Source organism: Sphingomonas oligophenolica (genome assembly GCF_039522915.1).
GTDB lineage: Bacteria > Pseudomonadota > Alphaproteobacteria > Sphingomonadales > Sphingomonadaceae > Sphingomonas > Sphingomonas oligophenolica.
This window is the reverse complement of record NZ_BAAAEH010000035.1, coordinates 218,235-230,974: the sequence shown is the minus strand read 5'-3', so window position 1 is coordinate 230,974 and position 12,740 is coordinate 218,235. Positions and strand designations below refer to the sequence as shown.

General features: G+C 65.5%; 14 protein-coding genes and 2 tRNA genes. 11 read left to right on the top strand and 5 right to left on the bottom strand.

Annotated features, from left to right (window positions below):
* Window positions 1-224 precede the first annotated feature (224 nt).
* Entirely contained in the window at window positions 225-857 is a 633-nt protein-coding gene (locus ABD050_RS16950) for an SgcJ/EcaC family oxidoreductase (protein ID WP_343890670.1), read from the bottom strand.
* 122 nt (window positions 858-979) lie between these two features.
* Complete coding sequence (locus tag ABD050_RS16945; protein WP_343890669.1) at window positions 980-1,435, bottom strand: Rrf2 family transcriptional regulator; 456 nt, start codon at window positions 1,433-1,435, stop codon at window positions 980-982.
* 97 nt (window positions 1,436-1,532) lie between these two features.
* On the opposite strand from ABD050_RS16945, the gene ABD050_RS16940 reads away from it, so the two are divergent.
* Complete coding sequence (locus tag ABD050_RS16940) at window positions 1,533-1,937, top strand: group III truncated hemoglobin (RefSeq protein WP_343890668.1); 405 nt, start codon at window positions 1,533-1,535, stop codon at window positions 1,935-1,937.
* A 16-nt stretch (window positions 1,938-1,953) separates the two neighbouring features.
* A complete protein-coding gene (locus ABD050_RS16935) occupies window positions 1,954-2,091 on the top strand; it encodes a hypothetical protein (RefSeq protein ID WP_425542473.1) in 138 nt (45 codons plus the stop codon).
* A 129-nt stretch (window positions 2,092-2,220) separates the two neighbouring features.
* Here the strand turns inward: ABD050_RS16935 and ABD050_RS16930 are convergent, their stop codons facing one another.
* Window positions 2,221-3,264 carry a methyl-accepting chemotaxis protein gene (locus ABD050_RS16930; protein WP_343890667.1) on the bottom strand — a complete coding sequence of 348 codons (1,044 nt, stop codon included), beginning with the start codon at window positions 3,262-3,264 and terminating at the stop codon, window positions 2,221-2,223.
* Between the two features lie 470 nt (window positions 3,265-3,734).
* On the opposite strand from ABD050_RS16930, the gene ABD050_RS16925 reads away from it, so the two are divergent.
* Window positions 3,735-4,259, top strand: coding sequence for an Hsp20/alpha crystallin family protein (locus ABD050_RS16925; protein WP_343890666.1), 525 nt, complete (start codon window positions 3,735-3,737; stop codon window positions 4,257-4,259).
* 221 nt (window positions 4,260-4,480) lie between these two features.
* Here the strand turns inward: ABD050_RS16925 and ABD050_RS16920 are convergent.
* Window positions 4,481-4,556 (bottom strand) — tRNA-Ala (locus ABD050_RS16920).
* A 150-nt stretch (window positions 4,557-4,706) separates the two neighbouring features.
* Window positions 4,707-5,027 (bottom strand): FYDLN acid domain-containing protein, encoded by a 321-nt coding sequence (locus ABD050_RS16915; RefSeq protein WP_343890665.1) that lies wholly within the window; start codon window positions 5,025-5,027, stop codon window positions 4,707-4,709.
* A 103-nt stretch (window positions 5,028-5,130) separates the two neighbouring features.
* Between ABD050_RS16915 and aroA the strand changes: the two genes are divergently transcribed.
* The 8 genes from aroA to ABD050_RS16875 all read left to right on the top strand — a co-directional run bounded on the left by aroA (window position 5,131) and on the right by ABD050_RS16875 (window position 12,737).
* Window positions 5,131-6,456, top strand: a complete 1,326-nt coding sequence (gene aroA, locus ABD050_RS16910; protein WP_343890664.1) for a 3-phosphoshikimate 1-carboxyvinyltransferase — start codon at window positions 5,131-5,133, stop codon at window positions 6,454-6,456.
* Window positions 6,457-6,472: 16 nt separating this feature from the next.
* Window positions 6,473-7,111, top strand: coding sequence for a (d)CMP kinase (gene cmk / locus ABD050_RS16905; RefSeq protein ID WP_343890663.1), 639 nt, complete (start codon window positions 6,473-6,475; stop codon window positions 7,109-7,111).
* A gap of 211 nt (window positions 7,112-7,322) precedes the next feature.
* Window positions 7,323-9,065: a 30S ribosomal protein S1 gene (gene rpsA / locus ABD050_RS16900; RefSeq protein WP_343890662.1), complete on the top strand. Its 1,743-nt coding sequence runs from the start codon at window positions 7,323-7,325 to the stop codon at window positions 9,063-9,065.
* 202 nt (window positions 9,066-9,267) lie between these two features.
* Window positions 9,268-9,546, top strand: a complete 279-nt coding sequence (locus ABD050_RS16895) for an integration host factor subunit beta (protein WP_343890661.1) — start codon at window positions 9,268-9,270, stop codon at window positions 9,544-9,546.
* Window positions 9,547-9,587: 41 nt separating this feature from the next.
* A tRNA-Leu gene (locus ABD050_RS16890) sits at window positions 9,588-9,673 on the top strand.
* A gap of 85 nt (window positions 9,674-9,758) precedes the next feature.
* Entirely contained in the window at window positions 9,759-10,664 is a 906-nt protein-coding gene (locus ABD050_RS16885; RefSeq protein ID WP_343890660.1) for a LysR family transcriptional regulator, read from the top strand.
* A gap of 73 nt (window positions 10,665-10,737) precedes the next feature.
* The gene (locus ABD050_RS16880) at window positions 10,738-11,250 is read left to right on the top strand and encodes a formate dehydrogenase subunit gamma (protein WP_343890659.1); all 513 of its coding nucleotides are present in this window, start codon (window positions 10,738-10,740) and stop codon (window positions 11,248-11,250) included.
* A complete protein-coding gene (locus ABD050_RS16875) occupies window positions 11,247-12,737 on the top strand; it encodes an NADH-ubiquinone oxidoreductase-F iron-sulfur binding region domain-containing protein (protein ID WP_343890658.1) in 1,491 nt (496 codons plus the stop codon). The genes ABD050_RS16880 and ABD050_RS16875 overlap by 4 nt, the downstream gene beginning before the upstream one ends.
* Window positions 12,738-12,740 lie beyond the last annotated feature (3 nt).

Genomic DNA, 12,740 nt, shown 5'->3' with positions numbered 1-12,740 from the left:
CCCCGAGGTCGCCGGCCCGAGCCAGCAGCGGGAAGTACTTACTCTATTTCAGTATTTCGCCGCGAGCAGAATCTTCACCGGATCATGAGCGCGCTGTGCATCCTGCTGCGAGCCGACGGACGCGCCGCCAAGGGCAAAGCCGATAATGCGCGCGATGATCGCCGTGGAATCGTCATTCCTTTGGCCGTGCTGAATCCGCCCCGAAATCCGCGGTCCTCCGTCGCTCAGCGCGCCGGGGCCGGTTTTGGTTTCCCGTAGACGAGGCATTGCCCGTTTGCCCGTCCGACAATGCACCGACGGACGGGCGGCGGGGTCGTCGGGAATGTCGTGGCGGGTGGCGCCGCCTGCTCCGGGAACTGAGTCGATGCGCGCAAAGGGGTCGGCACTGGCGCCACCACCGTGTCCTGTTGGGAAATGATGCGCCAGCTTTCCCCGCGACGCTGGAGGAGCTGGGTTTCGATGCCGTGCTGCTGGCCGGCCGGCAATCCGGTATCGATCGTCCGCGCGCCGTCGATCGACCAGCTGAGGGTGACCAGCGCAAGGTCGGGGGTCAGGGTGCGAACCTGCACGTCCGATACGATCAGGTGCGCCCCGGCATAGACGACCCTGAAGCCGTCGCCGACATTCCGGGCGGCTTCCGCCTGACCGGTCCAATGCCAGCCGAGCGAGGTGATGATGTCGGCATGCTCGTCGAAGGCGGCGGCATAGGCGGCAGCGTCATGCGCGTTCCACGCCGCCTGCTGGGCGGCTTCGAACGCGTCGATCGTCTGATCCGACGCGCTGGCCGGCCCCGACGCCAGCACGAACGCCGCGGGGGCCGCAATCAGGATCCATGCCGCGCTGATGAGCTTGCGCAAGATGATCGTCCTCCAGGTTCGGGGTTCGAGTCCCGAGCGCCGGCTGGCCGGCGACCGGCAATTATCGCCTTGTGGTCGCTTCTTTTCGGACGACGGTCAATCGCGAACGGCGTTGGGGTCGTTCATCGCTCGCCGAACGGCTCGAGCAAGGGGGCGGGAGCCCGCTCGGCAAAGAGCGCGCGGATGTCGAGCCGTTTCGCCAGCAGGTCCTCGAGCGTGTAGCGATCGAGCACAGCCATGAACGCGGCCAGCGCCTCGTTGAGCGCACCGGTCAGCCCGCAGGCGGGCGCGATCAGGCAGGTGCCGCAATCGGCCAGATCGAAGCTGTCTTCAGTGTGGCGGATCACCGCGCCGACATTGATCTCCCCGGCCGGGCGGCCGAGACGGATGCCGCCAAAGCGGCCGCGGGCGCTCGCGACATAACCTTGGCGCACCAGATCGTTCGCGACCTTCATCAGGTGGTTCTGCGATATCCGATACGCCCCCGAGATCTCGGAAATCGAGCAAAGCTGCTCCGGCCGCGCGCCGAGGTACATCAGCACGCGCATCGCATAGTCAGTGTAGCGCGTCAGGCGCATTAATCCCCCACATGGTTCGTCGCTTATAATATGCATTCTTCTTGCATGTTTTAAAACCTGGCGATACATTCATTGCGATACATGATTGGAGTGAGACGTGGAACAGTCCGCGCAGATCGACGACACCGCGCTCGAGCGGCTGATCCCCCTTTTCTACAAGCGCGTGCGGGAAGATGCCGGGCTGGGGCCGGTCTTCAACGATGCGATTGCCGATTGGCCTGAACATCTCGACAAGCTGGTCGCCTTCTGGTCGTCGGTGATGCTCACCAGCGGACGCTACAAGGGCAATCCGGTGCTCGCGCATCTGAAGCACAGGGCGCGCATTACGCCGGAGCTGTTCGAGCGCTGGCTCGCGCTCTGGGCCGAGACCACCGACGAAGTGATGATGCCGCAGGCGGCGGCCGCCCTTCAGGCAAAGGCAGCGCGCATCGCGGAGAGCCTCCAGCTCGCGCTTTTCTTCAAGCTCGATCCGCAGGCCAGACCAGGCCGCGCCGCGGCCTGATCCATGAGAGATTTCCATGCGGCTGTTCGTCGACATCGGCGTGCGCCAAAAGCCGGTCGACCTGTCCGACCGCGCCGCGCTGGGCTTCACCAAACTACCACGCTTCTCCGCTGATACCTTCTTCGCCAAGCGCTACGGGCGCCGGCGATCATGATCGAGGCGGTGACGGCGGTGCCGCGCATGGTCGGCGCCGATGGCTCCTGTAACGACCGGGCGACCTACCCACCCTGCACAACCCGTCGAGGCAATCGACCTTGATCGACGAGCTCGTTGAGCGCAGCCCTCACGCGCCACCATCCCCCCAGGCCGGGTCGATCGCGGATTGGATGCAGCCATACCAGCCAAGGCCCTGATAGGTTTCGTAGCCGGGCGTCCTGGCAAAGGCGATGATGCGATTGCCTTCGCGGTACCAGCCGCGCTCCCGTGCGCCAGTGTCGAGCTGGAAACGTTCGTTCAGCAGCCCGCGGCCATCCGAGGCGGCGAGCACGCGGTGATCAGCGCCGAGCAGCATCACCCGGCACATCTCGCGCTCGTCCCCCGAAAGCCCGACGCCCTGGACGATCGCCGCGGCCTGGGGCGCCCAGTCGAAGAAGATACCCATCGCGCCGAGCCGCATGCCATCGTTCCGTCCGCCGGCACGGATTGCGGTCGAATAGCTGGCGACCGCCGCGCCGCCGAGGAACGGATTGGTGGTGATGTCACATACCGCGAAATCGTCGCCGCTATGCGCCGCCATGCCGCGGTTGAACCATTCCATCTGGGAGACATCGGTGCCGATCACCCCGCGATAGATATCGGGGCGGCCGTGCGCGATGACCTTGCCGTCGCTATCGGCGATCCACAGATCGAGATAGACGGTGTAGGAGCGCAGGATCGTCGCCAGCCGCTCCTGCGCGCGGGCGGCGGTTTCCGGCCCAGGCGCGGCGAGTGCCTCGAGCATTGCTGCATCGGTTGCCCACCACCGCACGTCGCAGGATCGCTCGTACAGGTTGCGATCGATGATCTCGACGGCGTTGCGCGCCAGATCGGCAAGCCGTTCGCCGCGGAACTCGAACTGCATTTCGGAGCCGGCGCGTTTCAGCATGTCGATATTGGTCGCCACCGCGTCGCGCAATTCTCTGGCGATGCTGCGGATATCGCCCGCGACAACGCTCATTTCCTGCGCGACCACCGAGAAGGCGGAGCCGGCGTCGCCGGCGCGTGCCGCTTCCAGCCGCGCGTTGAGCGCCAGGACTCCCGTCCGGCGCATCACGCCGTCGATCAGCCCCACTTTTTCTTCGGTTACGCGCGAAACCTCATAGGCAAGCTTCAAGACAGCATCCGCCACGATCGTCCCCCTGGATCGAAAGAATGTTCCTCTTCCGGGAGCCGGTTCGCTCGGTACCGTTACGTTAGCGTCACTATCCTGTGAAATTGCCTATAGAGCGTTAACGGCATCTTCGGCCCAGTTTTCAGGCCCTTGCCGGTCGCTGGGAGGTGGGGCGTTTGCAAGGGAGGAGAGACGTTCGGCCGATGCCGGAACGGCATGAGGGCTAAACCTGCTCGAATACAGCCTAAAGCCGCCGCAACAGGCGAGGCGCGGAGCCGGCCAATCGATCGATAGACCAAGCCGGGCAACGCGAAGCCGACCCATGCGTTATTGGCGCGGGCAGAATATGATCGTCGGCAGCGTGCGAATGACTATGCCCCGAACATCAATGCATCGGGCCATCCGCCCGCTCCGATCGACTGGAGGCTCTGCCCGGCCGCGGCATGACGCAGTCCGCGGCCTCACCTTTGCGCGAAAGGAGAAATGCAATGGCAAACCTATCCCTCACTCCTTATCGATCCGCCACACCCGATCTCTATCGGGGCCGCGATCCCTTCTGGTCGCTGCACCGCCAGATCAACCGGATGTTCGACGATGTCCTTGGCGACTTCGCCGACACCCGCGAGATGCTGCCCGGCGTGCTCGCGCCGCGCGTCGATGTCTCCGAGGACGACAAGGAAACCCGCATCACCGCAGAACTGCCCGGCGTGAGCGAGGAGGATATCAACCTCTCGGTCGATAGCGACGTGGTCACCATCCGCGCCGAGAAGCGCATCGAGCGCAGCCAGGACGGCAAGCGCCATGTGACCGAGCGCGCTTATGGCATGTTCGAGCGCGCGTTGCGGCTTGCCCACCCGGTCGACCCGGACCAGGTGCACGCGCATTTCGACCGGGGCGTGCTGACGGTCACCCTCCCCCACAGCGCCGAGGCGGAGCGCGGGCACCGTATCAGGATCGAGAGCGGACCGACACCGGCCGGGAAGCAGACCGACGCATCGGAATCGCGTCACTGAAGGCGATGCGGGATCAGGGCGATGCGGGCGGAATCGGGCGATTTGGGAACCTGGTTCCGGATTCGAGCGTTGATACCGCCGCTTGATCGAGAGATGAGTGAGATCGAGGGCTCCGGCTGGACGGAAAGCGTACCGGAGGAGCCTTCAGGGAGCCCCGCCGCCTCTGGCGACGGGGCTTACCCGTATCCATTTCATGGAAAATCTGCTGGCTTCGGAAGGAATGGTGGAGCCGAGGGGGATCGAACCCCTGACCTCTGCAATGCCATTGCAGCGCTCTCCCAGCTGAGCTACGGCCCCATCCCCGCGGGCCAATCCGGCCCGGGAAGGCGTCGCCCCTAGCGAGGCGATGCGCCCTTGGCAAGCGGCGCAAGCGCCACCAGCCATAAAACTTCCCGAGCGCACCGGCCGGGGCCGGCGCGCTCGGGCAATGCGATCACCGCCTCTCGATCAATGATCGTCGTCTTCGGTCGGCGCTTCGACGCCGAGATCGTCATCGCCGCCGAGATCGACCTCGTCGTCGGGCGAGGGCTCCTCGTCTTCACCGGTGTCGATATCCTCGTCGTCGTCGCCGACCAGATCGGCGTCCTTCTTGATGAGCTCGGGCTTGGGCGCATCGAAGGGCAAGGGCTGCTTCGACTTCAGGATCGGCTCGGGAGTCCAGGTCGACCCGCAGCTGATGCAGGTGACTGGATCATCCTTGCCGAGATCGTAGAAGCGCGTTGCGCATTTCGGACACGACCGTTTCGTGCCCCATTCCGGCTTGACCATGTGCCGATTCGACCTTTCGAAAAAATGGGAGTTTTGCGAGTGTGACCCGCAAAGTGGGGCGCGCCTTGCCATAGCGCAAGCGCACTGTCAAAAGCCCGCGCCAATGCCCCACCCCCTCCCCCGCTCACTTGAAATCAGTCCCTCGGGCCCGCTTACCGGGTCAGTGACCGTGCCCGGCGACAAGTCGATCAGCCACCGGTCGCTGATGCTGTCGGCACTTGCGGTGGGCGAAAGCCGAATCGAGGGGCTGCTCGAAGGCGAGGATGTCTTGGCCACCGCCGCCGCGATGCGGGCGATGGGCACCGACATCGAACGCGGCGCTGACGGGGTGTGGCTGGTCAACGGCGTTGGCGTCGGCGGTCTGCTTCAGCCAGGCGAAGCGCTCGACATGGGCAATTCCGGCACCTCGACCCGGCTGCTGATGGGGCTTGTGTCGAGCCATCCGATCACCGCGACCTTCATCGGCGACGCCTCGCTCTCGAAGCGCCCGATGGGGCGGGTGATCGAGCCGCTGTCGCGGATGGGCGCCGATATCACCGCGAGCCCGGGCGGGCGGTTGCCGCTGATGGTGCGCGGGCTCTGTCCTGCGGTGCCGATCGAATACACGCTTCCGGTCGCCTCGGCGCAGGTGAAGTCGGCGATCCTGCTAGCCGGCCTCAACACGCCGGGCATCACCCGGGTGATCGAGCCGGTCGCGACGCGCGACCATAGCGAGCGGATGCTCAGGGGCTTCGGTGCCGAGCTGAGCGTCGAAGTGACGAATCGGGGGCGAATCATCTCGCTCACCGGCGAGGCCGAGTTGAAACCGCAATCGATCGTCGTGCCGGGCGATCCCTCCTCCGCGGCGTTCCTGGTGGTGGCGGCATCGATCGTTCCCGGCTCGGACGTACTTGTCGCGAATGTCGGGCTGAACCCAACCCGCGCCGGGCTGTTCGAGGTACTGCGGATGATGGGCGCCGACATCACCGAGGAAAATCCGCGGATCGTCGGCGGCGAACCAGTCGCCGATCTGCGCGTCCGCCACGCGGCGCTCAGGGCGGTGGATGTCCCGCATCATCTCGCGCCGAGCATGATCGACGAATATCCCGTGCTGTTCGTCGCCGCCGCTTTCGCTGAAGGACGGACAGTCGCCCGCGGCGCGCATGAATTGCGGGTCAAGGAATCGGACCGAATCGTCGCCATGGCCGAGGCGCTCGGCGCCTGCGGCGTTCAGACCGAAGAGTTCGAGGACGGCCTCGCCATCCAGGGCTCCGGCGGCGAACCGATCGCCGGGGGCGCAACGATCGCCTCGAAACTCGATCACCGTATCGCGATGAGCATGGTGGTGGCGGGGCTCGCCGCGAAAACCGCGCTTGTCATCGACGATGTATCGCCAATCGCGACATCTTACCCCAATTTCCTCGAAACGCTTGACGCGCTCAGGAGATGAAGCGCTTGGTGCCAGCATGATCATTGCCGTCGACGGACCAGCAGCATCGGGCAAGGGCACGATCGCGCGCGCGCTCGCCAAACATTACCGCCTGCCGCATCTCGACACGGGGCTGCTGTATCGCGCCGTCGCCGCCAATGTGCAGCGGCTCGAGCTCGATCCCGGCATCGAGGCGGACTGCGTCGCTGCGTGCGATTTCGACGAAAGCCTGCTCGACGATCCGATCCTGCGCACCGACGAGATCGGCAAGCTCGCCTCGGTCGTCTCGGCGCATCCGCTGGTGCGGTCGGCCTTGCTCCATCGGCAGCGGCGGTTCGCGCATCAGCCGGGCGGCGCGGTGCTTGACGGGCGTGACATCGGCACGGTGATCGCACCCGATGCCGACGCCAAATTGTTCATCCGCGCGACCCCCACCATCCGCGCCAAACGCCGCCATGCCGAGCTGCGTGCGCACGGCTCGACCGTCAGCCTAGACCGGGTACTGCTCGATATCAGGGCGCGGGATCTGCGCGACAGCACGCGCGGCACCGCGCCGATGACACCGGCTGACGATGCCGCCTTGCTGGACACCAGCTTTCTCTCTATAGACGCCGCCATCCAGCGGGCGATCGCGCTCGTGGAGGCTCGGACAGCGGCGAAGGTGGCGACACCCTAGCCGGCGAGGCGCGAAGCGGAACGGCGGCCCTTTTTGCGAAGGGACCTTGGCCGGTCCTGCTTACGCGCCCTTTTCGCTTTGTCGGATGTCCACCCACGAGGGCAATCGGCGCTGGACGTCGCGACCGGCAATCGGCCGCCGCGGCAACATAGGCCAAGACCGCCGGATACAACCGGCTGGCCGGAAACATAGTACTGGGATTCAAGAATTTATGGCCACTTCGGCAAACCCAACACGCGACGATTTCGCAGCCCTCCTCAACGAAACCCTCGGCGATGCCGACAGCTTCGAAGGGCGCGTCGTCAAGGGCACCGTCACTGCGATCGAGAATGATCTCGCGGTGATCGATGTCGGCCTCAAGTCCGAAGGCCGCGTTCCGCTTCGCGAATTCGCGATGCCCGGCCAGAAGGCAGACCTCAAGGTCGGCGACGAAGTCGAAGTCTATGTCGACCGGGTCGAGAACGTACATGGCGAAGCGATGCTGTCGCGCGACCGCGCCCGCCGCGAAGCCGCCTGGGACAAGCTCGAGACTGAATTCTCCAAGACCGCCCGTGTCGAGGGCGTCATCTTTGGCCGCGTCAAGGGCGGCTTCACCGTCGACCTGAACGGCGCCGTCGCCTTCCTGCCCGGCTCGCAGGTCGATATCCGCCCGGTCCGCGACGTGACCCCGCTGATGGACATCCCGCAGCCCTTCCAGATCCTGAAGATGGACCGTAAGCGCGGCAACATCGTCGTCTCGCGCCGCGCAATCCTCGAAGAGACCCGCGCCGAGCAGCGTTCGGGCCTGATCCTGTCGCTGGCCGAGGGCCAGGTGATCGACGGCGTCGTCAAGAACATCACCGATTACGGTGCGTTCGTTGACCTGGGCGGCATCGACGGCCTGCTCCATGTCACCGATCTCAGCTACAAGCGCGTCGGCCATCCGAGCGAGGTTCTGAACATCGGCGACACCGTCCGCGTCCAGATCATCCGCATCAACAAGGACACGCAGCGCATCTCGCTCGGCATGAAGCAGCTCGAGAGTGATCCGTGGGAAGGCGCAGCCGTCAAATATCCGATCGGCGCCAAGCTGTCGGGCCGCGTGACCAACATCACTGAATATGGCGCGTTCGTCGAGCTCGAGCCGGGCATCGAGGGCCTTGTTCACGTCTCCGAGATGAGCTGGACTAAGAAGAACGTCCATCCGGGCAAGATCGTTTCGACCTCGCAGGAAGTCGATGTCGTCGTCCTCGAGGTCGATCCCGACAAGCGCCGCATCAGCCTTGGCCTCAAGCAGGCCCAGGCCAATCCGTGGGAAGCCTTTGCCGAGGCGCATCCGGTCGGCTCGACCGTCGAGGGTGAAGTCAAGAACGCAACCGAGTTCGGCCTGTTCATCGGCCTCGACAATGACGTCGATGGCATGGTCCACATGTCCGATATCGCGTGGGGCGTTTCGGGCGAGGACGCGCTCAACCTGCATCGCAAGGGCGAGATGGTCCAGGCCGTCGTGCTCGACATCGATGCCGAGAAGGAGCGCATCTCGCTCGGCATGAAGCAGCTCGAGCGCGGCGCCCCCGCGGTCGGCGGCGCGGCTGAAGGCGGCGCGGTTGCAGCTCGCAGCGGCGGCGGCAGCCTCAACAAGAATGCGATCGTCACCGTCACCGTTCTCGAAGTCCGGGATGCCGGCCTCGAGGTTCAGGTCGGCGACGACGGCGCGACTGGCTTCATCAAGCGGACCGATCTCGGCCGTGACCGTGACGAGCAGCGCCCCGAGCGCTTCCAGGTCGGCCAGAAGTTCGACGCGATGGTCACCGGTTTCGACCGCTCCAAGAAACCGACCTTCTCGATCAAGGCGATGCAGATCTCCGAAGAGAAGCAGGCGGTCGCTCAATATGGTTCGTCCGATTCGGGCGCATCGCTTGGCGACATTCTCGGCGAGGCGCTCAAGGCGCGCAGCGGCGACGCCAAGAAGTAAGCACACCCATTTCGGGCAGGTGAGGGCCAACCTCCCTGCCCGTATGGCGGTTTTTTACAATTTTGCGTCGTTTCAATCCTATCGCGCACTTTGTACTTGATGTAGATAAAGGTCCGAGGTGGTCGTTATTCTTGCTTGGCTGACGGTCACCGACGAAAGGGTCGAACGCTGAGCGCGGCCGATTGAAGGAGTCGATGACGCCATGATCCGTTCCGAACTCGTCGAGATGCTCGCCACCGACAATCCCGATCTCGCGATGCGGGACATCGAGGCGATTGTGACGACCTTCTTCGATGAGATTTCCAAGCGGCTTTCTTCCGGCGGCAGAGTCGAGCTGCGCGGCTTCGGCGCTTTCTCGACCCGGGCACGCGATGCCCGTACCGGTCGCAACCCACGCACCGGCGAAGTGGTCGAGGTCGAGGCCAAGCGAGTCCCTTATTTCAAGCCCGGCAAGGAAATGCGCCTCCGCCTGAACGTGTGACGGCTTGACGCCCGCCCATCCATGCGCTTCGTCGCGCACACGCGGACGTGGCGAAATTGGTAGACGCACGGGACTTAAAATCCCTCGCCCTCTGGGTGTGCGGGTTCGAGTCCCGCCGTCCGCACCACTGACTTGTTGAAGTCGCTCGATCAGCTTTTGGGCGTGGTGCGCTCTTAGCCAACAGGCGGGTGCCTTACGGAGCTGAAGACGAAATGCAGCTGCGCCTTCTCGAATATTTCGTCGCGCTCGCCCGCGAGGGCCATTTCGCGCGCGCTGCCGAAGCCTGCAACGTCACCCAGCCAACCCTGTCCGCGGGCATCGCCGCGCTCGAGCAGCAGCTCGGCAAGCGGCTGGTCGATCGCGATCGCCGCTATATCGGGCTGACCGAGGAAGGCATCGCTGCCCTGCCCTGGGCGCAGCAGGCCATCGCGATGATCGACGGCCTCAATCACGCCGCTGAAGCTGCGCGGGGGTCGCTGCGCGGCACCCTCCGGCTCGGCGCCATCCCCGCCGCGATGCCGATGGTCGGCCATTTCGCCTGCACGCTCCGGGAAGCCAATCCCGAGCTTGTCTTGTCTGTCCGGTCGCTCACCTCGCGCGAGATCGAGCAGGCACTGGGCGCCTTCGAGCTCGATGCCGGCCTCACCTATCTCGATCATGAGCCGCCGGCACAGGTCATCGCCGTCCCGCTTTATGCCGAGCGGGCAATGTTCGTCGCCCGGGCCGGGAGCGGCTTTGACGGGCACAAGTCTGCCGCCTGGCCCGAGGTCCTCGCCCAGCCCCTTTGCCTGCTTCATGAGGGAATGCAGAACCGCCGTATCTTCGATGCCAATCTAGCCGCGCACGGCTTTGCCGTTCATCCGAAGGCAACGGCCGATTCCTATGTCGCCTTGCTCGCGATGGTCGAGGCGGGCGGCTTCGCGACGATCGTTCCCGAAGGCTATGCGGCGCTGATTCCGGCGGGGAGCTGGGCGCGCATCCTGCCGTTCGATTCGCCCTTTCCCGCAAGTCGGGTCGGATTGGTCGTGCTCGATCGACGCCCCTCCAGCCAGCTCGCCCAGGCGGCGCTCGCCGCGGCGCACGGCATCAACCTGCCGCGTTCTTACCGAAGCGCGTGATAGATATCGTCTATCAAACATGACGACAGTCGATTTGACCTGAGGGCGGCAAGAGGGCCTATCATCGCCGTCGATGAGGACTGATACCGAGACAGAGAGATCGGGCGCGGACGAGGTTGTCGGCCCTTCCGCCTATACCGAGGCGGTAGCACGCTTCCTGCCCGGCGACGCCGATGCGCGCGGCGCGTTGTTGCCGCTGCTTCACGCGTTGCAGGACGCGTTCGGTTATATCGACGATGCGCTGGTGCCGCATGTCGCCGAGGCGCTGAATCTCAGCCGGGCCGATGTACACGGCGTCGTCACCTTCTATCACGACTTTCGCCGTCGGCCGGCCGGTCGCCACGTGGTGAAGCTCTGCCGCGCCGAGAGCTGCCAGGCGCGCGGCGGCCGGGCGATCGAGCAGGCAGCGGTCGAACGGCTGGGCGTCGCGATGGGCGCGACCAGCGCCGATGGCCGGGTGACGCTCGAGCCGGTCTACTGCCTGGGCCTGTGCGCGATCGGGCCCAACGCAATGGTCGATGGCGTGCCGGTCTCACGGATCGACGGCGCGAAGCTCGACCGCCTCGCTGCGCAGGTGGCGGCATGACCCGCGTGTTCATCAGCCGCGACATGGCCTCGGTCGCGCTCGGTGCTGACGATGTCGCCGCGGCGTTCGCGGCTGCTGGCAGCGAGGTCGTCCCCACCGGCAGCCACGGCCTGTTCCGGATCGAGCCCCTGGTCGAAGTCGAAACGCCGGAAGGACGAATCGCTTATGGCCCGGTTACAGCCGGCGATGTCGCCGCCGTGCTCGACGGCAGCCACCCGAACCGCCTCGGCAGGATCGCCGACCTGCCCTTCTTTGCCACGCAACGGCGCTTCACCTTTGCCCGCTGCGGCGTGATCGACCCGCTCGATCTCGCCGGCTATGCGGCGCATGGCGGCTGGGCCGGGCTCGACGCAGCCCTGGCGCTTTCGCCGGCGGCGGTCGTCGCGATCGTCAAGGATAGCGGCCTGCGCGGGCGGGGCGGCGCCGGCTTCCCTGCGGGCATCAAGTGGCAGACAGTGCTCGATGCGAAAGGCACCGAGAAGTTCATCGTCTGCAATGCCGACGAGGGCGATAGCGGCACCTTCGCTGACCGCATGCTGATGGAGGGCGATCCCTATTGCCTGATCGAAGGCATGGCGATCGCCGGACATGCGGTCGGCGCGGGGCATGGCTATGTCTATATCCGTTCGGAATATCCGTTCGCCGTCGCGACGATGCGCGAGGCGATTGCCCGCTCGGCGGCGCGCATTGCCCCCTTCACCCTGGAAGTGCGCGTCGGCGCCGGCGCGTATGTCTGCGGCGAGGAGACGGCTCTGCTCGAGTCGATCGAGGGCAAGCGCGGCCAGGTCCGCGCCAAGCCGCCGCTCCCTGCAATCGCGGGGCTGTTCGGCAAGCCGACCGTCATCAACAATGTGCTGAGCCTTGCCGCTGTGCCCTTTATCCTGGCGAACGGCGCGCAGGCCTATGCCGAGGTCGGTTTTGGCCGGTCGCGCGGGACGATGCCGGTGCAGCTTGCCGGCAATGTCCGCAATGGCGGCCTTTACGAGGTCGGTTTCGGCGTGACGCTCGGCGAACTGGTCAACGACATCGGCGGCGGCACCGAGAGCGGCCGGCCAGTGCGTGCGGTGCAGGTCGGCGGACCACTCGGCGCCTATTTCCCGCCGTCGATGTTTCACCTGCCCTTCGACTACGAAGCCTTCACCGCGGCGGGCGGGCTGATCGGCCATGCCGGTATCACCGTGTTCGACGACAGCGTCGACATGGCGAGGATGGCGCGTTTCGCGATGGAGTTCTGCGCGGTCGAGAGCTGCGGCAAATGCACGCCGTGCCGGATCGGATCGACCCGCGGGGTCGAGACGGTCGACCGGATCATCGCGGGCGAGCGGATCGACGACAATATCGAGATCCTGCGCGATCTCTGCGAGACGATGCGATTCGGATCGCTCTGCGCGCTGGGTGGTTTTACCCCTTACCCGGTGTTGAGCGCGCTCGATCATTTCCCTGAAGATTTCGGCGGCGCGCGGGCGCTCGCGGTCGCGGCGGAGTAAGCA

Bases quoted from the DNA above. Each gene is read 5' to 3' on its own strand.
- ABD050_RS16915 (WP_343890665.1), bottom strand. From the start codon at position 5,027: ATGGTCAAGCCGGAATGGGGCACGAAACGGTCGTGTCCGAAATGCGCA.
- rpsA (WP_343890662.1), top strand. From the start codon at position 7,323: ATGGCCACTTCGGCAAACCCAACACGCGACGATTTCGCAGCCCTCCTC.
- cmk (WP_343890663.1), top strand. From the start codon at position 6,473: ATGATCATTGCCGTCGACGGACCAGCAGCATCGGGCAAGGGCACGATC.
- ABD050_RS16935 (WP_425542473.1), top strand. From the start codon at position 1,954: ATGCGGCTGTTCGTCGACATCGGCGTGCGCCAAAAGCCGGTCGACCTG.
- aroA (WP_343890664.1), top strand. From the start codon at position 5,131: ATGCCCCACCCCCTCCCCCGCTCACTTGAAATCAGTCCCTCGGGCCCG.
- ABD050_RS16895 (WP_343890661.1), top strand. From the start codon at position 9,268: ATGATCCGTTCCGAACTCGTCGAGATGCTCGCCACCGACAATCCCGAT.
- ABD050_RS16875 (WP_343890658.1), top strand. From the start codon at position 11,247: ATGACCCGCGTGTTCATCAGCCGCGACATGGCCTCGGTCGCGCTCGGT.
- ABD050_RS16885 (WP_343890660.1), top strand. From the start codon at position 9,759: ATGCAGCTGCGCCTTCTCGAATATTTCGTCGCGCTCGCCCGCGAGGGC.
- ABD050_RS16945 (WP_343890669.1), bottom strand. From the start codon at position 1,435: ATGCGCCTGACGCGCTACACTGACTATGCGATGCGCGTGCTGATGTAC.
- ABD050_RS16880 (WP_343890659.1), top strand. From the start codon at position 10,738: ATGAGGACTGATACCGAGACAGAGAGATCGGGCGCGGACGAGGTTGTC.
- ABD050_RS16925 (WP_343890666.1), top strand. From the start codon at position 3,735: ATGGCAAACCTATCCCTCACTCCTTATCGATCCGCCACACCCGATCTC.